Here is a 22,873-nt window from a genome sequence, read left to right on the forward strand (position 1 = left end):
CCTCAGGTCTGGAGCGAGATATAGCCCAGCTGCGCCGCTTTGAAGACAGTCTGGCTGCGGTTCACGGCATTGAGCTTGGTGGCCGCATTGTGGATGTGGAAACGCACCGTCGCGCGGCTGCGCGACATGATCATGCTGATTTCCAGATCGGTCTTGCCGATCGCCGCCCAGCGCAGGCACTCGACCTCGCGCTTGGACAGACGGGACTCGGGCGGCAGCGCCTGCGTCGAACCCATGACCTGCACATAAGTCGCGATGAACGTGCGCGCATAAAGCCCGAGCGCGTCCGAGAGCAGGTCGAATTCCTCGGTCAGGTCGGTCTTGCTCTTGTCGAGCGGATTGAAGCTGACCGCGCCGATCTGGCCGAACGGCAGGTGCACCGGCACCCCGATGGCAGCGCGGGTCATGGCGCGCTGTTCGAAGTTGCCGATTTCGATCGAGGCCAGGTAAGCGTTTGGTTCACGCGTACGGAAACCCTCGGCATTGGCCCAGAACGGCAGGCTTTCGAAGCGGCAGGCAGTGGTCAGCGGGGAATCGAGAGCGATGCGCGAATTGCGCCACCACACCCGGTCCTCGTCGCCCCAGCCGAAGACCTCGGTCGCCAGCATCTTTCCTTCGGCATCGACCGGCGTGCGCTTGTCGGCGATATCGTGAGCGGGGGCCGCGCGCATGCCGTTGTCCATGGCGATGCGGTGCAGCGCCTCGGCGGCGGAACGGATGCCTTCGGGCGACTTGACCCTGACGGCGTCGATGTTTTCCTGTGACAAAAGTGGCATTTTGGTCCTCTCGCCTTCTTCTTAGCCCGGCGATTCTGGCGGCACAATCGCTTGAAACGCAGGATTAGCGCGTTTTTATGACTAGCCTTTTGCGCAGCGGTAACGCGTGCCCGCTTGGTGGTAGACCCGGCCATATAACCGGGAGTGGAATGTGAACTTCGATCTCAACGAAGACGAGGAAATGCTCAAGGCCCTGACCGAGCGCTTCGTCACCGACCATTACGACCACGACAGCCGCCGCGCGTTCCTTAGCGAGCCCGGTGGGTTCTCAGGCGCCAACTGGCAGTTGCTCGGCGAACTTGGCCTGATCGCAGCGCCTTTTCCCGAGGAATTGGGCGGGCTTGGCCTCGATGCCACGGGAATTGCCACTGTTTTCGAAGCACTTGGCCGCGGCCTCGTCGTCGAACCGCTGGCCGAAGCCGTAGTGATGGCCGGCCGCCTGTTCGCCATGGCCGCGCCGGAAGCCCTGCAGGGCGATTGGCTGGAAGCGCTGATGACCGGTGAGAAACGCCTCGCCCTCGCCCACGCCGAAGCGCGCGCGCGCGACGGGCTGGTGTGGGTGGAAACCTCGGCAACAGCGCAAGATGATGGCTATCGCCTGTCCGGTGCCAAGCCCTATTGCGCAGTCGGCGGCGGCGCGGACGGCTACATCGTCTCGGCGCGTCTTTCAGGCAAGCCCGGCGATGCAGACGGGGTTGCGCTGTTCCTCGTACCGGCTGGCATGCCCGGCGCCTCCACGCGAGACTGGACGATGGCCGACGGCAGCGTCGCCACCTCGCTCGACCTCCAAGGCGTTGTCGTGCCCGCAAGCCACAAGCTCGGTGACGACGGCCTTGCCGCCATCGCCGCCGCCAGCGACCTCGCCGCCCTCGCCCGCAGCGCCGAGGCACTGGGCATCATGGAGCGGCTGCTGCACGAAACCATCGACTACCTGCGCACGCGCGACCAGTTCGGCTCGGCGCTCGGCGCGTTCCAGGCGATACAGCACCGCATGGTCGCGCAGTACGCCGTGATCGAGCAGAGCCGCGCCTTGCTCAATCTCGCGCTGGTTTCCTGGCAGAGCGACGAATTTGCGAATGCCGTTCAGGGTGCGCGGGCGTTCATCGCCGATGCCTCGGTTGAACTGGGCCATGAGATGATCCAGTTTCACGGCGGCATGGGCGTTACCGACGAACTGGCGATCGGCGGCGGACACAAGCGCCTGCTGGTGCTCTCGCGCTGGCCCGAGGGGCCGCTGGCAGCGCTCGACCGCTACGCCGGGCTACTCAACTGAGATTGCAGATCCACACCTGACAAGGGGGCGCTCCGGTTTCGGATCGCCCCCTTCTTTTTGTTCATTGCCGATGAAGGCTGCCAAGCGGCGAGGCGGTTGGACGAGAAATCCGCCGGCAAATCAGCCGGCGACCTCCTTACCGCTCACGCTGTTTGAGCCAGCCGACACCCCGGCGCAACAGATCGTAGAACACCGGAAGATCCCAGGCGCAGCGGTCCACCGTGGGCCACCAGTCGAGCATCGGCTGGAGGTCGTAATGCCCCCGGCAATGCCCCAGCGTGTTGTACAGCACGCCGCCCTTGCCATGGTCCTTCAAGTACATCACCGGCTGCTTGCCGAGCGCGTCGCTGGCCTCGACGAAGCCGGTGCCTTCCTCCGTGCAGTCGGTTTCGAGCAGGACGTGAAGATCGCCGTGAGTCTCCATGTGGTAGAGTTCATCGGTCGTCTCGAATGGCTCGATGCCCGCCACCAGCGGATGGCTCGGATCGGCGACCGTCACCGTATAGGGCGCGATCGGCGGGTGCGAGATGAACTGCGAACCGAGCATATCCATGAACAGCGGCGCCCAGCGAGGCGCATCCCACAGGCCCTTGTCCGGCCCTTCGGAAAGCAGGCGCAGCACCGAATTGGTGCCGTGCAGCGCATACCAGCGCCCACCGGCAGTCAGCCAGTCGCGCAACACTTCCTGCGCCGCCAGCGAAGGCGTGACGTCGCAGGTATAGGTGATGAGAATATCCGCCTCGCGCAAAGCGTCGAGGTTCTCGTAGTTCTCGAACACGCGGGTACGCACGGAAGGATCTTCGCCCAGGAGCTTGAGCAGCTCCAGCCGGGCGAAGTCCATGTCGTGCCACACGCCCCCGCACACGAGGACGCAGTTGACGCGCGGCGGCTTTGCCACCTCGTTTCCAGCTTCGCTCATGCTGTCAGGCTTCCTTCGATCCGCCGAGTTCGCCCTCGATGTACTTCATCATCGTGTCCTGGAACTGGCGGATGCGGATTTCCTGATAGTTGCCAAGGTTCACCTTGCCCGTCTTCGAGGCGTGGAGGCCCTGCTGGACGTAGGGAAGGTTATCCATGTCCTGCTCGAACACGTCGCCCAGAATGCCCAGTTCCGGCGCTTCGGTCCACTTCTGGTCGAGCCGCAGCATCTTGAGCGGAGCACCGCGTGGGATCGGCTGACCCTTCGGAATGCGCGCCAGGATGCGCACTTCCATGATGCAGGTGTCGGGCGTTTTGCCGGGCAGCCAGTTATAGACGATGTTCGGCATGTAGCCGCCCCAGGGCGCGAAATTGGGGAACACGTTGTAGACCAGCCCGTCGAGCAGTTCGGCGTCGGTAGCGTGGCTGTGATCGTAGCCGGTGCTTTCGGCATAGGCAGTGCGCATGGCCTCACCCAGCGCGGCGCGGGCTGTCATGCCGTCGGGCACGGTGATCGCCATCGGGTTGGCGTGGGCCTCACCCTCGTAGTTGTCGCCAGAGCGACCGTTGTACTTGATGAACTCGTCGACGATCCACTGCTCGCCCTGGCCCTCCTGAATGTGCGGGCTCATGATACCGAAGGGAACGAGGTTGACGTTCACGTTGTCGCCCCAGGTCCAGTAGGCGGCATTGGAATCGCCGGTGAACGGCAGCAATTGCGGGTGCGTCACGATGGTGTGCCAGGCCTCCATGAAGGCCTCCATCACGACCTTCCAGTTGGCAGGCACCTCCTTGGCGACACGCATGACGCTGGCGCATTCCTCATGGCGCCAGCGCTTGAAGTGATCAGGCAGCGGCGCGAGGAATTCCTCAAGGCTGGGGCCGCCCTTCTCCTCGCGGATGAACACGTAGCCCGCCCAGCGGCCCACTTCGGCCTCCGGCAAGTCGAGGTTCTGCTTTTCCAGGTGCGGGAAGTCCCACTGGCAGGGCATCGAATCGAAGCTGCCGTCCTTCTTCCAGGCAAAACCGTGGAACGGGCAGACGAATTTGTCCGCAAAACCTTCCTCGGTGCGCAGCTTACGGCCACGGTGGAGGCAGACATTGTGCATCGCGCGGATCGAACCGTCGTCCTGACGGGTAACTAGGAAGGACCGACCGGCGTTCTCGTAGACGATATAGTCGCCGGCTTCGGGAAGGTCTTCCTCGCGGGCTACGAACTGCCACACATAGGGCCACATCCGCTCGCGTTCGAGGCGCGCGAATTCCTCGCCGGTGTAGCGTTCGGCCGGAATCGGCTCGGAGCCGCGGAAGGTATAGCTCTCTTCCGTCAGGATCGACGGGGGGGTACGCGAATCCAGGGCCATGAGTTCGGCCCAGCTGATGCCCTCGCTGCGATCTTCGCCCAATTTCATGGCGATTTCGGGGTCTCGGTCAGCCATTGCTATCAAATCTCCCAAGCACGGATTTCCTGTTTGGACCCTGTCTGGACCTTTGCGGGTGCCAAGTCACCTTGCTCAAAATCATAGGTTGTCGCGGAGTCAGGAAGCGCCATGTTGGGCGCCAATGGTCATTGGGAGAATGCCGTGAAGCGGCTTGAAGGCAAGGTCGCGCTCGTTACCGGAGGAACCTCCGGCATCGGCGCCGGCACCGTGGAGCGCCTGTGCTCCGAAGGTGCGACAGTTATTTTCACCGGCTCCAATCAGGCCGCAGCAGATGCACTGTGCGCCGCCACCGGCGCGCGGTTCGTCAAGCACAACGTCACCGACGCGGCCGCCTGGGAAGGCCTGATGGCTGACATCCTCGGCCAGCACGGCCGCCTCGACATCGCTTTCGCCAATGCCGGCACGGAAAGCGGCGACGGCAGCATCGAGGACATCGGGATCGAGGGCTGGAACAACGTCATCGGCGTAAATCTGACCGGCGTGATGCTCACCGTGCAGCACGCGATGCGCGCCATGGCCAAGAACCCGGAAGGGCCGGTCGGCTCGATCATCGTCAATTCCTCGATGAACGCCCACCGGGCGATGGGCAATTTCGTCGCCTATTCGGTGTCGAAGTCTGCCGTGATCGCACTGGTCAAGGCTGCGGCCGTCCATTCGGGCAACAGGAAGTACCAGATCCGCGTCAACGCCGTTCTGCCGGGCGTCGTGGAAACGGCGCTGATCGTGAACCTCATCAACAAGTCGGGCGATCCCGTCGCCACGCGCGCCGCGTATGAAGGTCTTTCCCCGATGGGCCGCATGGCCGCTGTCGGCGAAGTGGCCGGCATGGTCGCCTGGCTCGCCAGCGACGAGGCTCAGTTCTGCTCGGGCAGCGAATTCACCATGGACGGTGCGTCCACCGCAGGGATGAACGGCGTATGACGGACCTGGGCTCACTGCGCCTCAAGGGCCGCGTCGCCCTCGTTTCGGGCGGCCTGCGCGGCATCGGCCTCGCCTGCGTCGAGCGGTTTCTGGCGGAGGGCGCCGAAGTCGTGCTCACCGATCTTCAGGCCCCCGACAGCGAAGCTGCCGCGTCCACCCTCGCCCGGCTAGGCCAGGCGGCCAGCTACGTGCAGGCCAACGTCGCCAGCGAGGAAGACTGGGCCAAGGTGCTTGCCGCAGTGACCGAGCGTCATGGCAAACTGCACATCCTAGTCAACAATGCCGGCATCGACCTGACCGGCCCCGTTGCCACCACCTCGCTGGAGGGCTGGCGCCGGATCATGAGCATCAACGTCGACGGCGTGTTCCTCGGCACGCGCACGTTCGTACCGCTGATGGAAGCCAGCGGCGCGGAGGTTAAGGGCGGCGCCTCGATCATCAACGTCAGCTCGATCATGGGCCTTGTCGGCATGAGCGAAGTGTCCGGCTACAACGCCAGCAAGGGCGCGGTGCGGCTGTTCACCAAGTCGATCGCGCTGGAATTCGCCGAAAAGAGAATGCCGATCCGCGCCAATTCGCTGCACCCCGGCTTCGTCATCACCCCGTTGCTGCAGGAAGGCTTCCAGCGTTGGGTCGACAAGGGCGTGGCCAAGGAAACGCAGGACCTCGTCGACATGATGGCCAGCAAGACGCCGATCGGCCGCCTTGCAGATCCGTCGGAACTGGCGAGCGCAGTATTCTTCCTCGCCGGTAGCGACAGTTCCTACATGACCGGCGCGGAGCTGGTCATCGACGGCGGCTGGACCGCGCAGTGATGTGACGACCTCTCTCTCGTGATTGCTTCGCTACGCTCGCAATGACGGCAACTGAACGACACCTAACGGCACCTAGAAGCCACCGGGAGACCCTGAAATGACCATCGCCCTTCCCGACACGATCGCGGTCGTCACCGGCGCCGCTGGCGGCATCGGCCGCGAGATCGTCAAGGCCATGAAGGCGGCGGGCGCCATCGTGATCGCCACCGACCTCAAAGACACTGAAAATCTTGGGGCAGAAATCGAAGGCGCCGACCACTACCTCAAACACGACGTCACCAGCGAGACCGACTGGCGCGCGGTGGAAACGCTGGTGCGCGAAAAATACGGCCGCGTCGACGCCCTCGTGAACAACGCCGGCTTCTCGATCGTGACCAAGTTCGAGGACACACCGCTCAGCGAATTCCACAAGGTCAATGCGATCAACGTGGATTCGGCGATCATCGGCACGCAGGTCATGCTCGACCTGCTGAAGGAAGGCGGCAAGGCGCGTGCTTCCGGCGCTTCGGTCATCAACTTCTCCAGCGTCGGCGGGCTTCGCGGGGCAGCGTTCAATGCGGCCTATTGCGTCAGCAAGGCGGCGATCAAGATGCTCAGCAAGTGTCTGGGCGCCGAATTCGCCGCATTGAAATACAACATTCGCGTCAACTCGGTGCATCCGGGCGGGATCGACACGCCGATGCTCGGCTCGATCATGGACCGCTACATCGAACTGGGCGCATCGCCTTCGCGCGAAGCCTCGCTGGCGGCGGTCAACGCGTCCCACCCCATCGGCCGCCTTGGCAGGGCCGATGAGATGGCCGGCGGCGTGGTGTTCCTCGCCTCCAGCGCATCCAGCTTCATGACCTGCGACGAACTGGTGATGGACGGAGGGTTCAGCCAGGTATGACAATCAAGCCCGAATAAAGCCGGGCCTGTTATTTAAAGCAGTGGTTGCAAATAGGGACGGCGCGTTAGGCTCCGTCCCACCAACAGGCAGGCCGGGAAAATATCGGCCGCTCGGAGAGGATCAGCACCATGCAAGCTAGTTACGATCTCGTCGTACTCGGCTCGGGCGCCGCAGGGATGACCGCCGCACTGACGGCGACCGAACACGGCGCCAAAGTCCTCGTCGTCGAAAAGGGCGAGAAACTGGGCGGCACCTCCGCGTGGTCGGGCGCCAGATCTGGATTCCCTGCAACCCGCACCAGAAGGAATTCGGCAAGGAGGACAGCCGCGACAAGGCGCTGACTTATCTGGCATCGATGTCCAACGGACTGATCGAACCCGAAATGGCCGAAGCCTATGTCGATGGCGGCGTCGAGATGGTGTCGTTCCTCGAAGCCAATACGCCCGTGCAGTTCATGGCCGTGCCGCACTTCCCCGACTATCACCCCGAGCAGCCCGGCGCTGCCAGCCGCGGTGGCCGCACGCTGGAATGCCCCGTCTACCCCTATAGCGAACTGGGCGAATGGCGGGACAAGGTGGAAGTCTCCCCCTACTACTGGCCGCATGTCCACTTCACCGTCGGCGAAACTTCGCTGGCGCAGGCCGTGCCCGACCCGCTTCCGCCAGAGGAAGCCAAACGCCGCACCGAGAACGACGAGCGCGGCCTCGGCCACTCGCTGGTCGGGCGCCTGCTGCGCGGATGCCTCGACCGGGGGGTGGAATTCCTGCTGGGCACCGGCGGCAAGGATCTGGTGATCGAGAACGGCGCGATCACCGGCGTGACGCTGGACGATGGCACCGCCCTGAAGACCACCAACCTCGTGATCGCCACCGGCGGGTTCGAGCATAACGAGGCGTTCAAGACCGCCTTCCTGCGCGGCCCGCTGACCTCGCCGGTTTCCATCCGCACCAATACCGGCGACGGCCTGCGCATGGCGATGAAGGCAGGCGCGATGCTCTCCTCCATGCGCGAGGCGTGGTGGATGCCAGTGGTGGAGGCCCCGCTCAACCCGATGGGCCGGATGCTGTTCACCGGAGAGCGCACCCTGCCCGGCACCATCATGGTAAACAAGGCGGGCAAGCGTTTCACCAACGAAGCCGCCAATTACAACGCCTTCGGCGCCGCGTTCCACGTCCAGGATCTGAACTCCTGTTCCTGGGCGAACCTGCCCGCATGGTGCGTGTTCAACCAGAGCTTCTACGACAAGTGGGGCTTCCTCGACACGCAGCTCATCGGCGTCGGCGATCCAGGCGAACACCGCAAGGAACCCGCCGACTGGATCGCGCGCGGGGATACGCTGGACGAACTCTCAGCCCGGCTGGGCATCCCATCCGGCGCGCTGGAAGCTACGGTGGAGCGCTGGAACGGCATGGTAGATGCCGGCAAGGACGAGGATTTCGGCCGGGGCGACAGCTACTACGACCTCTACTGGGGCGACCCCGATCACAAGGGCCACAAGGAAGCCACCCTGGGCAAGCTGGAAGGCGGCCCCTGGTACGCGGCCGAGGTCAAGTCCGGCGCGCTGGGCACCAAAGGCGGCCCCAAGACTGACACGCTGGGCCGCGTCATCGATCTGGACGACAAGCCGATCGGCGGACTTTATGCGGCCGGCAATGCCATGGGTTCGATGATGGGCATGACTTACGGCGGCGGCGGCGGCACGCTCGGCCCCGGCATGGTCTTCGGCTACCTTGCCGGAAAACACGCCGCACAGCGCAATGTGGGGGCGGAAAGCCCCGCAGAAGTTTCCGCCTGATTGCAAACCAGACGGGCCGTCATCCGGCGGCCCGTAAACTCTATTTGAGGAGAGCGGACCATGACCCGCAAACTTCCCGGCGTCATCGGCGTCCACCACATCGGTGTCTCCGTGCCGGATCTGGGCAAGGCGCGCGAATTCTACCTCGACGTGCTGGGCGCGGTCGAGGAGGTCGAACCGCTGAGCTGGGCCGACAATCCCTTTATCGACCAGGTCGTAGGCCTTGAAGGCAGCGCCGCCGACCAGTTCTTCTGCCGCCTTGGCAACGTGCAGATCGAGGTTTTCCAGTACAACGCGCCGAAGCAGGCCCCTCAGGACCCGCGCCGGGGCGTCAACGAATATGGCTATACCCATATAGCGCTGCAGGTGGAGGACATTACCGCCGTCCACGACCGCATCGTCGCGGCGGGCCTGCCGGTCCATACGCCGCCGATGCTGGAAAACATCACCGTGGACGAACACGGGGTGAAGCACGGCTATGCGGGAACGTATTGCCGCGATTTCTTCGGCAATGTGTTCGAGATCCTGGAAATCCACGAAACGCCGGAGATCCTGCCGATCTGAGCAATCAGGCGCTTCAGTAAGCGCTCACAGCGATAGCGCAGTTATGCGGCGGGCAATCCCAGCCTTCGTCGGGATCGGCGGAACCAACTCAGCGCGAGACAAGGCCGACGGGCGGCATCTTCGACGCACTCTGTGTTACGCTGAACGTCCTGATCCGGCTGCGATCGAACAGTTTTTCCTCATCCTCCACGATCATCGCCAGCGTTTCGGGATCGCCCAGCGAAGAAAAACAGGCATCGCGGGTGGCCTCGTCGGGGAAGTCGATCTCCATCACCACGTCGTAGTCGAAGGGCTGGTCGATGCCGTCCGTCGGCATCAGGAAGCGCCGCACGTAGCGGGTAGCATAGCCCGACAGTACGGCCTCGCCGATTTTGCTGTGGTTGCTTTCGTAATAGGCGCGAAAATCCTGCGGGCTCATGCCCTCGCGCCGCTTGAGCAGGGTAATCACAGTCACTGTCATGCCAGCGTCTCCATCCAGCCGCGTGTTGCATCCAGCACGGCCTTGGCCCGCAAGGCCGGGTGCGCGAACGCATCGCGCAAAGCGGCCGAGCGCAGTTCGATCGACAGCGGAATGCCCGCCGGCAGCGCCTGCAGCATTCCCGCAAGCGGCAGCACGCCTTCCCCGCACTGCTCCCGCAGGTCGATGGCATCGATGATGACGGCGTCGAAGTCGGCCGGATCAGGCCGCTCGGCGCGCGCGTCGCAGATCTGGGCGTAGGGCAGCAGCATTGGATCGATTGCCGCCAGTTGCTCGATGGTGGTGCCCGAACGGTCGACGTGGATCGGATCGACCAGCACGGCGCGCAACGGGTGTCCCACGCGGTCCAGCACGCCGAGCGCCTGGGTCAGGTTCTTCACCTCGGTGAAAACGCCGAACTCCAGCGCCACGCGCATTCCTGAACCTTCGGCATGGCGGCACAGCGCCGACAGTTCCTCCACCGTAACGCCGACATCAGGGTGGGAAGACACACACAGCACGTTCGCCGCGCCCAACTCTGCCCCAACGTCGAGCACCTTGCGGTGATCGTCCAGCTTCGTATCGGGCCTGATCCACACCACCTCGACATCGAGAACCGGCAGCCCGGTACGCGCCAATGCTGCGCGGGTATCGCGGGTATGCTGCGCGGTCCATTCCAGCGGATCGACCCACAGGCCAACCGCATCGAAGCCGGCAGCGGCGCCAGCCTCGACCACATCGACAGCGCCAAACTCGGGCAATACCCCCGATGCCAGAGACAACTTGTGCATTATGGCTTCTCCCAGGCGGCCGTAACGCCGGGCTGCGCACCTGCCGCGAAGGGCAGGCGCGCAGCCCGGCGCATATTCTCACATCTGCGGCTGGGGCGCCGAGGCGTCATCCTCAAGATACCAGTTCAGCCATTCGTGAAAGTACTGGTTGCCGCGCTCGTTCTTGCCGAAGGTAAGGTCGTCATGAGCGCCGGATTCGAGGCCCTTCTGGATCTCCAGACCGATGACGTAATCCTCCTCGTAAGTCACGTCGCGGAAGAAGTTCATCGCCGCTTCGGCCCCCTCGCGGTCCGCTTCGTCCTTGATGGGATTGCGGCGCAGGTAGTTGAGGACGGTTCGGTTGCGGTCCGGCGTCGGCCCGGGGAACAGCTGCGCGACCTGGGTAATTTCCGGTGCGATGAAGATCGACACGTTGGGGAAGAAAATACGCACGAAATCGTAGCCGTAATTCTCGCGGTTGCCCCATTCCTCGCGGGGGACGTCCTTGAGTTGCTCGGCGATGGTGTGCTGCGGGAAGCCGATGCGGATGTTCGGCCCGAAGCCTTCGTAATGCGTGCAGTTCGACGGCGTGCGCGGAAAGATCGTTTCCGGGTGCAGCGACTTGAAGTGATAGCCCTCAAGATAGCCGTCAAAGGCGATCTTCCAGTTCGCGCCCTCGATCGTGCGGTTGCCGAGATAGGTCCAGTTGGCGAAGTCGAGCGCCTCGAAATCTTCCAGATAGCCCTGAAAATAGTTGTCGAGATCGATCGGCGCATTGGGCGTCAGGCACACGAAGATCATGCCGCCGCGTTCCTCGCAGGGCAGTTCGCGCAGGCCCATCCGGCTCTTGTCGACTTGTCCGAAAGTGCCCGGCTCGGAAATGCCGATCAGCTTGCCGTCGGGTCCGTAAGTCCACGAATGGTACTTGCAGGTGAAGCGCGCGCAGTTGCCCGTGCCGTCCGGCGCCACAGGCGCACCCCGATGCGAACATACGTTCAGGAAAGCGCGGACCTTGCCTTGCTTGTCGCGGTTGATGAGAACCGGCGAACCGACCGTGTCCATCGCCTTGTAGTCGCCGGGGTTCGGCAGCTCGGCGGTGAAGGCCAGCATCAGCGGTACGCGCTTGAAAACCAGCTCCATCTCGGCCTTGAACTGGTCCTTGTCGGTATAGGTGCTGGTCGGCACCCGGAGCGGACTGTCGGTCTGGTAAGTCTTCTTGTTCTCGACATAGTCGAGCATGATCTCGGCCACGTCGCCAATGCGCTTCACGCGTTCCACGGTCTTCTCCCGATTGTTTATAGCGTGATTCTGCGCGCACGAGGACGTGGCGACAACCTGCGCAAGGTGATAGGCGAAAGAGCCTCATTTTGGCTTGATTGGCATTTTGGCCAGTTGGCCTGAGGACACATGCGGAGCACTCAAGGACCATGAGTGAGAGGATAAGCCCCCCGTGGGCATGGCTAGAATCGCCACCGCAGCACCTTGCCGCCTATGCGGGCACGGGTCTTTGGGACGAACGTACCATTGCCGAGCAGGCGACGGCGCTGGCAGAGGCCGACCCAGGCTTCGTCGCGCTGATCGAAGGCGACACGCGGGTGACGCGCGCCGAGGTCGTCGCCGACGCCGAGGCGCTGAGCGCGGCGATGCATGCGCGCGGGCTGCGGCCCGGCGATGTCATCGCCTTCCAGGTGCCCAACTGGCGCGAAGCGATGGTCATCAACACGGCCGCCGCGATGTCGGGCCTCGTCGTCAATCCTATCGTACCGATCTACCGCGACCATGAAGTCTCGCTGATGCTGGCAGATTGCCGTGCGCGCGCGGTATTCGTAGCCTCCAGTTTCCGCCGCTTCGACTATGCCGCCATGGCGCGGCGCCTTGCCGAAGTGCTGCCCGATCTCGACCATGTATTCACCGTGCGCGGAGAAGGCGCGGACGATTATGCTGCACTGATCGAGGAAGGCCGCGCGCTTTCCTTCGCCCGGCCCAAAGTCGATCCGCTAGGCGTGAAAATGGTGCTCTATACTTCGGGCACCACCGGGCGGCCCAAGGGCGTGCTGCACAGCCACGTATCCATCGCGCGTATCCTGCGCGAAAGCGGGGCCTACTGGGGACTGACAGCGGGCGAGGCGACGCTGATGCCCTCGCCCGTCACTCATGTCTCAGGCTATGCCAACGGGCTGGAGGCGCCCTTCATCTGCGGCACCCGCACGGTGCTGATGGAAAGCTGGAACGCCGCCGAGGCGCTGGCCCTGATCGACCGGCATCAGGCAGTCGGCACGGTGGCGGCGACGCCGTTCCTCGTCGAACTCGCCGCCGCAGCGCGTGAGAGCGGCAACCGGCTACCCAGCTTCCGATTCTTCGCCTGCGGCGGTGCGGCGGTTCCGGCCGACCTCATTCCCGCAGCCAATACCGCTTTCGACCATTGCCGCGCCTTCCGGGTGTTCGGTGCGTCCGAAGTGCCGCTGGTCACGTTCGGCTGGCCCAATGTCGAGCGGCTTGCCGCGACGACCGATGGCGCCATCGTCGACTACGAGATCCGCATCGTCGACCACGAGGACCGCGACCTGCCGAACGGGCAGGAAGGCGAAATTCTCGCACGCGGCCCCGGCATGATGCTGGGCTATGCCGACGAGGCGCAGACCCGCGAGGCGATCACCACCGACGGCTATTTCCGTACCGGCGATCTCGGCGTGCGCACCTCCGAGGGCGCGATCACCATCACCGGGCGCAAGAAGGACCTCATCATCCGCGGCGGCGAAAACATTTCCGCCAAGGAGATCGAGGACGTGCTGCACGCTCATCCCGGCGTGCGAGAGGCCGCCGTGGTCGCCATGCCGCACGAGCGGCTCGGCGAAGGTGTCTGCGCGTATATCATCGCCGCGGGCGAAGCGCCGAGCCCGCAGGACCTCGCCGCACATATCGCCGATAGCGGCCTGGCCAAGCAGAAGACCCCCGAGCGCTTTGAATTTCGTGAGGATTTCCCGCGCACGGCCTCGGGCAAGGTGCGCAAGGACGTTCTGCGCGCCGACGTGAAGGCACTGGTCGAAGCGACGGTCTGACTTCCTCAGATGAAAGCGGCGACGGCGTCCCTCGGGACACCGCCGCCGGCCCTTCCTCCCCAGGAAGCTCTAATTCAGTTCGCCCCCATAGCAGCCATCACGGCCGCGTCGATCTCCGACTTCATGGGGTTGCGGCGAAGGGTCAGGCCGCCGTTCACCTGCAGGTTCTCACCCGTCATGAAACACTCGTCGCTGGACAGCCAGACGACGGCGGCGGCGATGTCCGCCGACGTGCCGATGCGGCCCAGAGGATAGCCCGAGAGGAAAGCGTCGAAAAGGCCCGGCACCTGCTTGGCGTCGGACGTCATCGGCGTGTCGGTCAGCCCCGGCGAGATGGAATTGGCCCGCACGCCTTCGGCGCCGAACTCATGCGCCACGCAGCGGATCACATGATCTGCGCCGGCCTTCGTTCCCATGTAGGCAGCATGGTCGTTGAGCATGATCGTCGCGGTCGCGGAGCTGATCTGGATGATCGAACCGCCCTCGCCGCCCCGGCTGCGTGCCATCTTGCCGACCATCGCCTGATAAAAGTGGAAAGGCCCCACATACTGCAGCATGGTCATCGCCATCAGCTCGTCATGGGTGGTTTCCAGAAAGCCCTTTAGCAGACCCCAGCCGGTAGCGTTGACGGCAATGTCGATGCCGCCCAGTGCATGCGCCGCGCTATCCGCCAAGGCATCCACGCTGGCCTTGTCGGTCAGGTCGCAGGATGCCCAGGCACAGCCGTGCTGCGCAGCAAAGTCGGCAAGGACATCTTCCTTGCGACCAGAGACAAGCACGCTGGCGCCCTCGTCCATCAAACGCCGGGCGATGATCTGTCCCATGTTGCCGGGACTGCTGGCGCCGAGGATAACGGCACGCTTGCCTTCAAGACGTCCCCGTTCGAGGTTGGCCATTTGAAATTTCCTCTCTCGTTGTCGGCGCGTTCGCTAGCACGCCTCGGCCATGTCCATTCCTGACTAAACTAATAGTGGCCTCCCCGCGCCCGAGGGGCGAAAGCACACCGGTACAAAAAAACCGCGTGAGGCAGAGGAGCTACGCAATGGATCTCGGACTCAAGGGCAAGAAGGTCATTCTCACCGGCGGCAGCCGCGGCATCGGCCGTGCCGCGCTGGAAATCTTCGCAAGCGAAGGCTGCGATATCGCCTTCTTCTCGCGCAATGCGGAGCAGGTGGCCGAGACGGTCGAATCGCTCTCCAAGCATGGCGGCAAGGTCGTGGGCGAAGCGCTCGACATGCTCGACCATGAGGCATACGTGGCCTGGCTCAAGTCGGCAGCCGAAAAGCTGGGCGGCTGCGACATCTTCGTCCCCGGTGCCAGCGCATCAGGTTCCGGCGCGACCGGCGACTGGGAAGCCTGCTTCAACGCCGACATCAAGGGCACCGTGCTGGGCTGTGAAACGCTTCAGCCAATCCTCGCCGAATCGGACGCTGGCGCCATCGTCATCATGGCTTCCACCGCCGGCACCGAGACTTTCATCGTCCCCCAGGCCTTCAACGCCATGAAGGCCGCGCTGATCGCCTACTCAGGCCAGTTCGGCCAGATGGTGGGTCCGCAGGGCATCCGCGTGAACTGCGTCTCGCCCGGCCCGATCAAGTTCCCCGGCGGCAACTGGGAAGCGATCGGCCAGATGGCCCCGGAACTTTACCAGGCCACCGAAGCCCAGTTCGCACTCGGCCGCTGGGGTGGACCTGAGGAAGTGGCCCGCACGATCGTGTTCCTCGCCAGCCCGGCCTCGTCCTACACCACCGGCACCAATGTGGTGATCGACGGCGGCTACACCAAGCGCGTCCAGTTCTGACAGTTCCCTCCTCCTCTCCAGAGGAAACAGTGCGGCGGGCCTTCTTGCAAGGTCCGCCGCTTTTTTATGCCTGCCGGAAAGGGCCGCTGCGCTGGAAGGCGGAACAGCCCTGAGGGTTTAACTGCGGCCCAGCGTTGTCATTTCGAGCGCCGATGCCCCGCCCCCTAATGCCGCACCATCGCGCCGCCATCCACCCACAGGCCGTGGCCAGACACGAAGCGCGCATCGTCGCTGCACAGAAACGCCACGACATCGGCGATGTCTTCTGGCTTGCCCAGACGCCGCAGGGGTGCCTTGCCTTCCCAGAATGTGCGATATTCCGGCATCTGGTCAAAGGCAGGGGCGGTCATCGGGGTGTCGATGGCGCCCGGCTGGACGCAGGTGGCAGTGACGCCGAAAGGCCCCAGTTCCGCCGCAATCGACTTGGTCAGACCCAGCACCGCGTGCTTGGAGGCCGAGTAGGCGCATAACCCCTCGTCGCCGTAAGTCGAAGTGGTGGAACCGATGGTGACGATGCGCCCCGCCCCGTGCGCCTTGAGGTGAGGCGTTGCCTCGCGCACCAGTCGGAACACGGCGATCAGGTTCACGTCGAGCACCCGCTGGAAGTAGGCGTCATCGTGCCCTTCCAGCGGGTGGAAGGTGCTGATCCCCGCGCAGGGGACGACGATATCCAGCCCGCCCATCCGCGCGGTCGCCTCGGCTACCAGCCTCGTGTTGGCGTCCACAGCGGTGAGGTCGGCGACGAAATCGACCTCGCCCTGGATGTCGGCGGTGAAGACCTGCGCCCCATCAGCCACCAGCCGCGCCGCCACTGCCGCGCCGATGCCTGAAGCAGCCCCGGTGACCACTGCCTTTCGTCCCTCCAGCCGCATACTCATGTGATCTTCAACACGAGCTTGCCGGTGTTCTCGCCCGAAAACAGGCGCATGAAGGCCGGGTAGGCATTCTCCAGCCCTTGCTGCACGTCCTCGTCGGCGCGCAGCTTTCCTTCGCCCAGCCACTGCGCCATCTGTGCGCCGCCCTCTGCAAAGCGGCCTGCGTAGTCGGCGATCAGGAAACCGTGGATCGTCGCGCGGCGCGCCAGCACCTGCCAAAGGTTCTTCAGCCCCAGCTTTTCCGGGCTGTTGTACTCGGCGATAAGGCCGCACAGCACGATCCGCGCATGGTGCGCCAGGGTGAAGACTTCCGCCTCCAGCACTGGCCCGCCGACGTTCTCGAACACCACGTTGACGCCCCCGGGGGCCGCCTCTGCGATCGCCGCGACAAGCGCTTCGTGGTCCTTGCCCTTATAGTCGATGGCGGCGTCGAAGCCGTAGTCCTCGATCAGACGGCGGCACTTGTCCGCTCCGCCTGCGATGCCGACCACCCGGCAGCCCATGATCTTGCCGATCTGGCCCACCGCCGAGCCGACCGCACCCGCCGCGCCCGATACCAGCAGCGTCTCGCCCGGCTGAGGCTTTGCCACTTCGCTGAGGCCGAAAAAGGCCGTCAGCCCCACCGCACCGAGCGCCGAAAGATAGTTCGAAGGTGATGCCACTGCCGCTATGTCGATGGGCATGGTGAAACCGCCCGGCATCGCTACCGAATAATCCTCGAGCGCGTTCAGCCCCATGACCCATTGCCCGACCGCGAAGTCCGGATTGTCGGAGGCATGGACCACGCCCACCGTCGTCGCGCGCACCGGATCGCCCAGCGGGATCGGCGGCATGTAGCTTTCCGCATCGTCCATCCACCCGCGCTGCGCCGGGTCGAGCGAGGCATAATGGTTGCGCACGACGATGCCGCCCGCCGGAACCGCGGGGATGTCCTGAGCCTCCAACTGGAAGTCTTCGGGGACGGGCGAACCCTGGGGCCTGCGTGCAAGCAGGAAGCGCCGGTTTTCGGCCATGGCATCGATCTCCTTTTCCCCGCTCTGGTCGGACTTCGCGCAATCTGCCGCACCTGTGCAAATCGACAGGTAGGCGGCGGCGCAATCCGTTGCATAGTGACATGCAATGACGGCTGGAATCACAGCCGCATGGGAGGATAATCTGATGGCATCCGCACATGTTCGCGGAGCGTGGTCCTGCACGCTCATCAAGCTCGCACTCGGCACCAGCGCACTGACCTGCATATCAGCTCCAGCCTTCGCCCAGGAGGCAGTGCCGGCAGCGGCTGCGGTCGATCCTAACGAAATCATCGTCTCGGCCCGTCGCCGCTCGGAAACGCTGCAGGAAACCCCGGTCGCCATCACCGCGATCAGCGCGGCGATGCTGGAAAACAAAGCCTCCGCCAATATCGGTGATCTTCAGGGCGCCGCGCCGGGCCTCCTCATCACCCAGCAGAATTCGGGCGCACAGGCGGCCAACATCTCGATCCGCGGCCTGACTTATGCCGACATCGAGAAGTCGCAGACCCCGACCGTGGGCGTCGTCGTCGACGGCGTGACCATCGGCACCAACACGGGCCAGCTGCAGGATGCCTTCGACATCGCCCAGATCGAAGTGCTGCGCGGCCCACAGGGCACCCTGTTCGGCGCCAACACCATCGGCGGCGTCATCAACATCACTCGCACGAAGCCCACCATGGAACCGGGCGGCAAGGCCGAATTCACCTATGGCCGCTGGAACACCTGGGCCGGCAAGGCCATCGTCAACTACGGTGACGGCGAGACCTGGGGGATCAAGGGCTGGTACTTCCACAGCGAGTCCGACGGCTATTATCACAACGCCATCCGCGACACGAGCGCAGGCGGCAGCAAGGCCGATGCCTACGGCGCCAGCCTGCTGTTCGAGCCGGCAGGGTCGGGATTCGACGCGCAGCTTTCGGTAGAGAACGTTGTCCAGAGCTTCGAACCCGTGGTAAGCAACCTCACCAACAGCACCGAACTGTTCTGCGGGCTCATCCCCGCCAACCAGTGCGGCCGCAACAACACGACCGACCTCTACACCGTCTTCACCCTGCCCGCGAAGAGCACCTACAAGGCGCCCAACGCCACCTTGCAGATGAATTACGATCTGGGCGGCATCAAGCTCAGCTCGATCACCGGCTGGCGTCACAGCAAGGAAGCGCAGACCCAGGACTTCGACGGTTCGTCGAGCGATCTCTACTACGTCGACCGCCGCCAGAAGTACACGCAGTGGAGCCAGGAATTGCGCGCCGCGGGCAACCTGTTCAGCGGGTTCGACTATGTCGTCGGCGGATATTACTTCCATTCGAAGTACAGCCTCACGCAGTGGACGCGCTTCTTTGGCTTCGACCCGTCGATCCCGCCGATGGAATTCGACCAGAACCCGCAGACCAATGTGGGCAAGACCACCAGCTACGCCTTCTTCGGCGACTTCAACTGGGCCTTCGCCGACAAGTGGCGCCTCTCGTTCGGTGGCCGCTGGAGCCATGACAACAAGAAGTTGACCAACAGCTTTGCCACCGCCGGGCTGATCGGTTCGGGCGATGCCAACTTCACCAAGTTCACGCCCAAGGTCGGCATCGACTATCGCCCCAGCAGCGACATGATGCTCTACGCCAGCTGGTCGCGCGGCTACCGTTCCGGCGGTTTCAGCCCCCGCGCCGCCACGGCCGCCACGGCCAGCACGCCGTTCCAGCCAGAGACCGTGGACGCCTACGAAATCGGTGCCAAGTTCTCCGCCTTCGACCGCAAGCTGGAACTCAACCTTGCCGGCTACGTGTCCGACTACAAGAACATGCAGCAGAACCTGACCGTGCCGGGCGGCCCGCTGGGCAACCAGACGATCACCGGCAACGTGCCCGGCGGCGCGATCATCAAGGGTATCGAAGCCGATGCCACGCTGCGCATCACGCCGCAGTTCCGCATCACCGCATCGTCGGCCTACATGAAGTCGCACTTCCGCGACTTCATCACCTGCGGCGCCTATGCCGCTGGAACCGCCGCCGCGAACAGCTGCGGCACCGGGCTGGTCCCCTTCAACTATTCCGCCAACCGCCTGATCTACGCACCCAAGTTCACCGGCTCGGTCAATGCCGAATACGAAGTGCCGACCAGCTTCGGCAAGGTCGTCGCCACGGCCGGTTGGCGCCACATCAGCCCCTACGACGAGCAGATCTCGCAGAATTCACTTACCCCCACCGTCGACGGCGCGGGCGACGTGACTGCGGTGACCGTCAACGGCAACGATGCGCGCGTGCGCACCACCACGCAGGATCTCGTCGATGCCAGCCTGACCTTCAATTTCGATGTCGGCGACAAGGAGGCCTACTTCCGCGTCTTCGGCCGCAATCTCGCGAACGAAAAGACCACGACGCACGCCTTCACCGTAGCCGGACTGTTCTCGTTCGGCATGGCGCTGGAGCCGCGCACCTACGGAGCGACGGTCGGCGTGAAGTTCTAAAACTTACCCGCCCTTCAGGGCAACCATCGGGGGTGTCCGGCTGTTTTCTGCCGGGCACCCTTATGACATTGAAAAGGAGCACGATTATGGGCCGTCTCGAAGGCAAGATCACTCTGGTTACCGGCGCCGGCAACGCGCGCGGACTGGGCGCCGCCACTGCGCAGCGCTACGCAGAGGAAGGCGCTTTCGTGTATGTGACCGACCTCGACCTTGCCGGTGCGCAGGGCGTGGCTGCCTCCATCGTCGAAGTCGGCGGCCACGCCGAAGCGCTGGCGCATGACGTCACCACCGAAGCGTCGTGGGACGAAGTCTTCGCGGCCATCCAGAAAGGCCACGGCCGCCTTGATGTGCTGGTCAACAACGCGGGCATCGCCGTCCTCAAGCCGCTGGCGGAATTGACCGCCGCAGACTGGTCGAAGCAAAACAAGGTCTGCCTCGACAGCGTGTTCTATGGCACCCAGCGCGCCGTCGCACTGATGCGCAAGGTTGGCGAAGGCGGATCGATCGTAAACCTGTCCTCGATCGGCGGGCTCGTCGGCGTGCCGATGTGCGGTGCCTATGCTGCGGCCAAGGGCGGTGTGCGCATCTTCTCCAAGGTCGTAGCGATGGAATGTGCGGCCGAAAACATCCGCTGCAACTCGGTCCACCCCGGCATGATCGAGACCGCGATGCAGGACGTCGCCCGCCGCGACAATCCGGAAGGATTCAAGGAAATCGTCGGCGGCATCCCGATGAAGCGCATGGGTACACCGCTCGACATCGCGAACATGAACCTGTTCCTCGCCAGCGACGAGGCAAACTACATCACCGGCGGCGAATTCACCGTCGACGGCGGCGTAACCGCAATGTGATGTGCCGGATACCGGGGCGCTGCAGCTTGCGAGCGCCCCGGTAGCGGTATAGGGCGCACAGACTATGGCAAAAGCGGACCGTCTCGAACGACTGGACACTCTTCGGGCAAGCCTCGAAGAAGACTACCTTGCGGCACTGATCGCAGCCCTGCGAGTGACCGCATCGGGCAAGTGGGGCCTGTTCGGCCACAATGCGGACCGCACGGCGCGCGCCGCTGCCGCGCCTACCATCGAGGCCCTCACCGAACTCGGCGAAGAGATCGACTCCGCGCGCGAGCAGCTGTTCATGGAGCCGTTCGAACTGCACCAGCAATTCCTCGCCTCACGCGGGCCGGTGGATGCCCAGGCCGTGGGCGAGCCCAAGCAGGCCCAGGCCTGGCTGGCGAAACTGACCGCCACAGAATAGCGATGCGAGGGCAATTGCCCTCCCGCTTACGACCTCGCGCATCCGGAATGTCGAGGCCGGCCCACCCATAATTGCATTTTGCGCAAATACCGTCTATGGTAGCTGCTGCTGACGTCGCGTGCGACGGACCATCGGGCAGACATACCGCCCCCTTTGTCCCTTACGAGCCTCATGAAGCCGGAATGTGCCGCGATGGCGCATGCCGTTACGCGTCGGACAAAGGATACCGATATGACTACCGGAACTGTGAAATTCTTCAACGCCGACAAGGGTTATGGCTTCATTGCGCCCGAAACCGGCGGCGACGATGCCTTCGTGCACATCTCGGCCGTTGAGCGCGCCGGAATGGACACCCTCAGCAAGGACCAGCGCGTTTCTTACGAACTGGAAACCGACAGGCGCGGCAAGACCTCGGCCGTCAATCTTCAGCCTGCCTGAAGACCGAGTGTTCGTGCGGGTGGCCCAGGCCATCCGCACCGCTTATCCCTGCCCCTTGGGCCGCACTGTTGAACGAGAATTTCAATCATGACTGATCCCAGCTCTCGCCCGTTCCTTATCAAAAAGGACGCGGACGGCCATTTTCGCCTCACCGTCAGGACCACCCGGTATAATTCGCAGGGTTATCCGCTCGTTACGGCTACTCTTCAGGACGAGTTGTTCAAGACCGCCAATGCCGCCAGGGCATTCGCGCAGGAGAACTTCAAGGCCAAGCCCGGCGAATATTCCACCAAGTAAGCCCCCCTGCGCGGTGGCGGATGAGCGGCATTACAGCCTGACCACGACCTTGCCGATGTTCTTGCCGGTCAGCATCCGCTCGTAGGCGGTCAGCACGTTTTCCAGGCCGCCGGTCTCGTCGAAACGAACCGAGAGCTTGCCGTCATCCAGCCATTCGCGAAGCTGCGGCATGAATTCGGCGCCGCGTTCGAGGAAATCGGGGATGAAGAAACCCTCGATCCTTAGCCGCCTCATCAGGACCTGGTCGAACTGCGCAGGCCCGGCCATCGGTGCGTCGTTGTCATAACCTGCGATCATGCCGCACACCGCGACGCGGCCGTAATGCGCCATGTTGCCCAGCACCGCGTCCAGAATCGGCCCGCCGACATTGTCGAAGAAAGCGTTGATCCCGCCCGGCACTTCGGCAAGCCGCGCGGCGACATCCTCGCTCCGGTAGTCGATCGCCATGTCGACGCCGATCTCGTCGGTCAGGAAGCGGCACTTTTCCGCACCCCCGGCTATGCCGACCACGCTGGCGCCCAAATTCTTGCCGACCTGACAGGCGATGCTGCCGGTCGCCCCGGCCGCGGCGGAGACCACCAGCCATTCGCCCGCCTTCACCGCCGCCACTTCCTTGACGCCGACGTAGGCAGTCCAGGCATTCATGCCGAGCGCGCCGAAGTGCTGGCGCGGATCGGCGACGGTATCGTCCACCACTTCCAGCCCGGTCAGCGCCGGCACCACGGTCGCCACGTTAGCCCACTGGCCGAATCCGCGCACCAGCGCGCCGACCGGATAGGCCGAGTCTGCGCTGGCAATTACGCGGCCCAGCACGAGGCCGACCATCTTGGATCCCAGCGGCAGGGGCGGCTGATAGCCATCGGTGCGCGGGCTCATCCACATGCGGGTGCCTGCGTCCATCGACAGCCATTCCACCGCGATGCGAACCTCGCCATCGGCAAGGGCCGCACACTGCTCTTCGTGGAGGCTTAAAAACCGCGCGAAATCAGTGTTGCCCTGGGGGTGGCGATCCAATCGCCAATAACGACAAACGGTCAATTCAGGTCTCCTCG

The 22,873-nt window shown here is 64.0% G+C and carries 22 protein-coding genes and 1 pseudogene; 13 read left to right on the plus strand and 10 right to left on the minus strand.

The annotated features are described in order from the left end of the window. Window positions 1-2: 2 nt before the first annotated feature. The gene (locus GVL61_RS07990) at window positions 3-776 is read right to left on the minus strand and encodes a LuxR C-terminal-related transcriptional regulator (RefSeq protein ID WP_159978745.1); all 774 of its coding nucleotides are present in this window, start codon (window positions 774-776) and stop codon (window positions 3-5) included. 151 nt (window positions 777-927) lie between these two features. Here GVL61_RS07990 and GVL61_RS07995 point away from each other — a divergent pair, with 151 nt between their 5' ends. Next, entirely contained in the window at window positions 928-2,049 is a 1,122-nt protein-coding gene (locus GVL61_RS07995) for an acyl-CoA dehydrogenase family protein (protein WP_159978747.1), read from the plus strand. A gap of 136 nt (window positions 2,050-2,185) precedes the next feature. Here the strand turns inward: GVL61_RS07995 and GVL61_RS08000 are convergent, their stop codons facing one another. Together GVL61_RS08000 and GVL61_RS08005 are read right to left on the minus strand one after the other, a co-directional pair. Next, a complete protein-coding gene (locus GVL61_RS08000) occupies window positions 2,186-2,968 on the minus strand; it encodes a ThuA domain-containing protein (RefSeq protein WP_159978749.1) in 783 nt (260 codons plus the stop codon). A 4-nt stretch (window positions 2,969-2,972) separates the two neighbouring features. After that, window positions 2,973-4,406, minus strand: coding sequence for an SRPBCC family protein (locus GVL61_RS08005; RefSeq protein WP_159978751.1), 1,434 nt, complete (start codon window positions 4,404-4,406; stop codon window positions 2,973-2,975). A gap of 144 nt (window positions 4,407-4,550) precedes the next feature. Between GVL61_RS08005 and GVL61_RS08010 the strand changes: the two genes are divergently transcribed. From GVL61_RS08010 to GVL61_RS08030, 5 genes and pseudogenes are all read left to right on the plus strand, one after another. Next, window positions 4,551-5,330, plus strand: coding sequence for an SDR family NAD(P)-dependent oxidoreductase (locus tag GVL61_RS08010; protein ID WP_159978753.1), 780 nt, complete (start codon window positions 4,551-4,553; stop codon window positions 5,328-5,330). Beyond that, window positions 5,327-6,145, plus strand: a complete 819-nt coding sequence (locus GVL61_RS08015) for a glucose 1-dehydrogenase (RefSeq protein ID WP_159978754.1) — start codon at window positions 5,327-5,329, stop codon at window positions 6,143-6,145. The genes GVL61_RS08010 and GVL61_RS08015 overlap by 4 nt, the downstream gene beginning before the upstream one ends. A 97-nt stretch (window positions 6,146-6,242) precedes the next feature. Continuing rightward, complete coding sequence (locus GVL61_RS08020; protein WP_159978755.1) at window positions 6,243-7,034, plus strand: SDR family oxidoreductase; 792 nt, start codon at window positions 6,243-6,245, stop codon at window positions 7,032-7,034. Between the two features lie 176 nt (window positions 7,035-7,210). Then, window positions 7,211-8,829, plus strand: a pseudogene (locus GVL61_RS08025) (FAD-dependent oxidoreductase). Window positions 8,830-8,889: 60 nt separating this feature from the next. Further along, on the plus strand, window positions 8,890-9,393 hold the full coding sequence (locus tag GVL61_RS08030; RefSeq protein ID WP_159978756.1) for a VOC family protein: 504 nt from the start codon (window positions 8,890-8,892) through the stop codon (window positions 9,391-9,393). Between the two features lie 88 nt (window positions 9,394-9,481). Here the strand turns inward: GVL61_RS08030 and GVL61_RS08035 are convergent, their stop codons facing one another. The 3 genes from GVL61_RS08035 to GVL61_RS08045 all read right to left on the minus strand — a co-directional run bounded on the left by GVL61_RS08035 (window position 9,482) and on the right by GVL61_RS08045 (window position 11,898). Then, window positions 9,482-9,853, minus strand: a complete 372-nt coding sequence (locus GVL61_RS08035; protein ID WP_159978757.1) for an EthD domain-containing protein — start codon at window positions 9,851-9,853, stop codon at window positions 9,482-9,484. Next, window positions 9,850-10,641, minus strand: a complete 792-nt coding sequence (locus GVL61_RS08040) for a sugar phosphate isomerase/epimerase (RefSeq protein ID WP_159978758.1) — start codon at window positions 10,639-10,641, stop codon at window positions 9,850-9,852. The genes GVL61_RS08035 and GVL61_RS08040 overlap by 4 nt, the downstream gene beginning before the upstream one ends. Window positions 10,642-10,719: 78 nt before the next feature. After that, window positions 10,720-11,898 (minus strand): aromatic ring-hydroxylating dioxygenase subunit alpha, encoded by a 1,179-nt coding sequence (locus tag GVL61_RS08045; RefSeq protein ID WP_159978759.1) that lies wholly within the window; start codon window positions 11,896-11,898, stop codon window positions 10,720-10,722. A 149-nt stretch (window positions 11,899-12,047) separates the two neighbouring features. Between GVL61_RS08045 and GVL61_RS08050 the strand changes: the two genes are divergently transcribed. Further along, window positions 12,048-13,679: an AMP-binding protein gene (locus tag GVL61_RS08050; RefSeq protein WP_159978760.1), complete on the plus strand. Its 1,632-nt coding sequence runs from the start codon at window positions 12,048-12,050 to the stop codon at window positions 13,677-13,679. A gap of 74 nt (window positions 13,680-13,753) precedes the next feature. Here GVL61_RS08050 and GVL61_RS08055 read toward each other — a convergent pair whose 3' ends face one another. After that, the gene (locus GVL61_RS08055; protein ID WP_159978761.1) at window positions 13,754-14,575 is read right to left on the minus strand and encodes an SDR family NAD(P)-dependent oxidoreductase; all 822 of its coding nucleotides are present in this window, start codon (window positions 14,573-14,575) and stop codon (window positions 13,754-13,756) included. A gap of 146 nt (window positions 14,576-14,721) precedes the next feature. Between GVL61_RS08055 and GVL61_RS08060 the strand changes: the two genes are divergently transcribed. After that, window positions 14,722-15,480, plus strand: coding sequence for an SDR family NAD(P)-dependent oxidoreductase (locus GVL61_RS08060; protein WP_159978763.1), 759 nt, complete (start codon window positions 14,722-14,724; stop codon window positions 15,478-15,480). Between the two features lie 164 nt (window positions 15,481-15,644). On the opposite strand, the gene GVL61_RS08065 is transcribed toward GVL61_RS08060, so the two are convergent. Then, a complete protein-coding gene (locus GVL61_RS08065) occupies window positions 15,645-16,358 on the minus strand; it encodes an SDR family NAD(P)-dependent oxidoreductase (RefSeq protein ID WP_200844852.1) in 714 nt (237 codons plus the stop codon). Then, complete coding sequence (locus tag GVL61_RS08070; RefSeq protein WP_159978765.1) at window positions 16,355-17,368, minus strand: NADP-dependent oxidoreductase; 1,014 nt, start codon at window positions 17,366-17,368, stop codon at window positions 16,355-16,357. Before GVL61_RS08070 ends, GVL61_RS08065 begins: the two co-directional genes overlap by 4 nt. 145 nt (window positions 17,369-17,513) lie before the next feature. Here GVL61_RS08070 and GVL61_RS08075 point away from each other — a divergent pair, with 145 nt between their 5' ends. From GVL61_RS08075 to GVL61_RS08095, 5 genes are all read left to right on the plus strand, one after another. Next, window positions 17,514-19,829, plus strand: coding sequence for a TonB-dependent receptor (locus GVL61_RS08075; RefSeq protein ID WP_159978767.1), 2,316 nt, complete (start codon window positions 17,514-17,516; stop codon window positions 19,827-19,829). Window positions 19,830-19,915: 86 nt separating this feature from the next. Next, window positions 19,916-20,680, plus strand: a complete 765-nt coding sequence (locus tag GVL61_RS08080) for an SDR family NAD(P)-dependent oxidoreductase (RefSeq protein WP_159978768.1) — start codon at window positions 19,916-19,918, stop codon at window positions 20,678-20,680. Window positions 20,681-20,744: 64 nt separating this feature from the next. After that, on the plus strand, window positions 20,745-21,086 hold the full coding sequence (locus tag GVL61_RS08085; RefSeq protein WP_159978770.1) for a hypothetical protein: 342 nt from the start codon (window positions 20,745-20,747) through the stop codon (window positions 21,084-21,086). 231 nt (window positions 21,087-21,317) lie between these two features. Further along, complete coding sequence (locus GVL61_RS08090; RefSeq protein WP_043975625.1) at window positions 21,318-21,524, plus strand: cold-shock protein; 207 nt, start codon at window positions 21,318-21,320, stop codon at window positions 21,522-21,524. Window positions 21,525-21,611: 87 nt separating this feature from the next. Further along, a complete protein-coding gene (locus GVL61_RS08095; protein WP_159978772.1) occupies window positions 21,612-21,821 on the plus strand; it encodes a hypothetical protein in 210 nt (69 codons plus the stop codon). A 30-nt stretch (window positions 21,822-21,851) separates the two neighbouring features. Here GVL61_RS08095 and GVL61_RS08100 read toward each other — a convergent pair whose 3' ends face one another. Then, on the minus strand, window positions 21,852-22,859 hold the full coding sequence (locus GVL61_RS08100; protein WP_159978774.1) for an NADP-dependent oxidoreductase: 1,008 nt from the start codon (window positions 22,857-22,859) through the stop codon (window positions 21,852-21,854). Between the last annotated feature and the right edge of the window lie 14 nt (window positions 22,860-22,873).

Source organism: Novosphingobium sp. 18050 (genome assembly GCF_902706195.1).
Lineage (GTDB): Bacteria > Pseudomonadota > Alphaproteobacteria > Sphingomonadales > Sphingomonadaceae > Novosphingobium.

Bases quoted from the DNA above. Each gene is read 5' to 3' on its own strand.
- GVL61_RS08040 (WP_159978758.1), bottom strand. From the start codon at position 10,641: ATGCACAAGTTGTCTCTGGCATCGGGGGTATTGCCCGAGTTTGGCGCT.
- GVL61_RS08050 (WP_159978760.1), top strand. From the start codon at position 12,048: ATGAGTGAGAGGATAAGCCCCCCGTGGGCATGGCTAGAATCGCCACCG.
- GVL61_RS08000 (WP_159978749.1), bottom strand. From the start codon at position 2,968: ATGAGCGAAGCTGGAAACGAGGTGGCAAAGCCGCCGCGCGTCAACTGC.
- GVL61_RS08005 (WP_159978751.1), bottom strand. From the start codon at position 4,406: ATGGCTGACCGAGACCCCGAAATCGCCATGAAATTGGGCGAAGATCGC.
- GVL61_RS08095 (WP_159978772.1), top strand. From the start codon at position 21,612: ATGACTGATCCCAGCTCTCGCCCGTTCCTTATCAAAAAGGACGCGGAC.
- GVL61_RS08080 (WP_159978768.1), top strand. From the start codon at position 19,916: ATGGGCCGTCTCGAAGGCAAGATCACTCTGGTTACCGGCGCCGGCAAC.
- GVL61_RS08030 (WP_159978756.1), top strand. From the start codon at position 8,890: ATGACCCGCAAACTTCCCGGCGTCATCGGCGTCCACCACATCGGTGTC.
- GVL61_RS08055 (WP_159978761.1), bottom strand. From the start codon at position 14,575: ATGGCCAACCTCGAACGGGGACGTCTTGAAGGCAAGCGTGCCGTTATC.
- GVL61_RS08065 (WP_200844852.1), bottom strand. From the start codon at position 16,358: ATGAGTATGCGGCTGGAGGGACGAAAGGCAGTGGTCACCGGGGCTGCT.
- GVL61_RS08090 (WP_043975625.1), top strand. From the start codon at position 21,318: ATGACTACCGGAACTGTGAAATTCTTCAACGCCGACAAGGGTTATGGC.
- GVL61_RS07990 (WP_159978745.1), bottom strand. From the start codon at position 776: ATGCCACTTTTGTCACAGGAAAACATCGACGCCGTCAGGGTCAAGTCG.
- GVL61_RS08015 (WP_159978754.1), top strand. From the start codon at position 5,327: ATGACGGACCTGGGCTCACTGCGCCTCAAGGGCCGCGTCGCCCTCGTT.
- GVL61_RS08075 (WP_159978767.1), top strand. From the start codon at position 17,514: ATGGCATCCGCACATGTTCGCGGAGCGTGGTCCTGCACGCTCATCAAG.
- GVL61_RS08060 (WP_159978763.1), top strand. From the start codon at position 14,722: ATGGATCTCGGACTCAAGGGCAAGAAGGTCATTCTCACCGGCGGCAGC.
- GVL61_RS08070 (WP_159978765.1), bottom strand. From the start codon at position 17,368: ATGGCCGAAAACCGGCGCTTCCTGCTTGCACGCAGGCCCCAGGGTTCG.
- GVL61_RS08020 (WP_159978755.1), top strand. From the start codon at position 6,243: ATGACCATCGCCCTTCCCGACACGATCGCGGTCGTCACCGGCGCCGCT.
- GVL61_RS08035 (WP_159978757.1), bottom strand. From the start codon at position 9,853: ATGACAGTGACTGTGATTACCCTGCTCAAGCGGCGCGAGGGCATGAGC.
- GVL61_RS08085 (WP_159978770.1), top strand. From the start codon at position 20,745: ATGGCAAAAGCGGACCGTCTCGAACGACTGGACACTCTTCGGGCAAGC.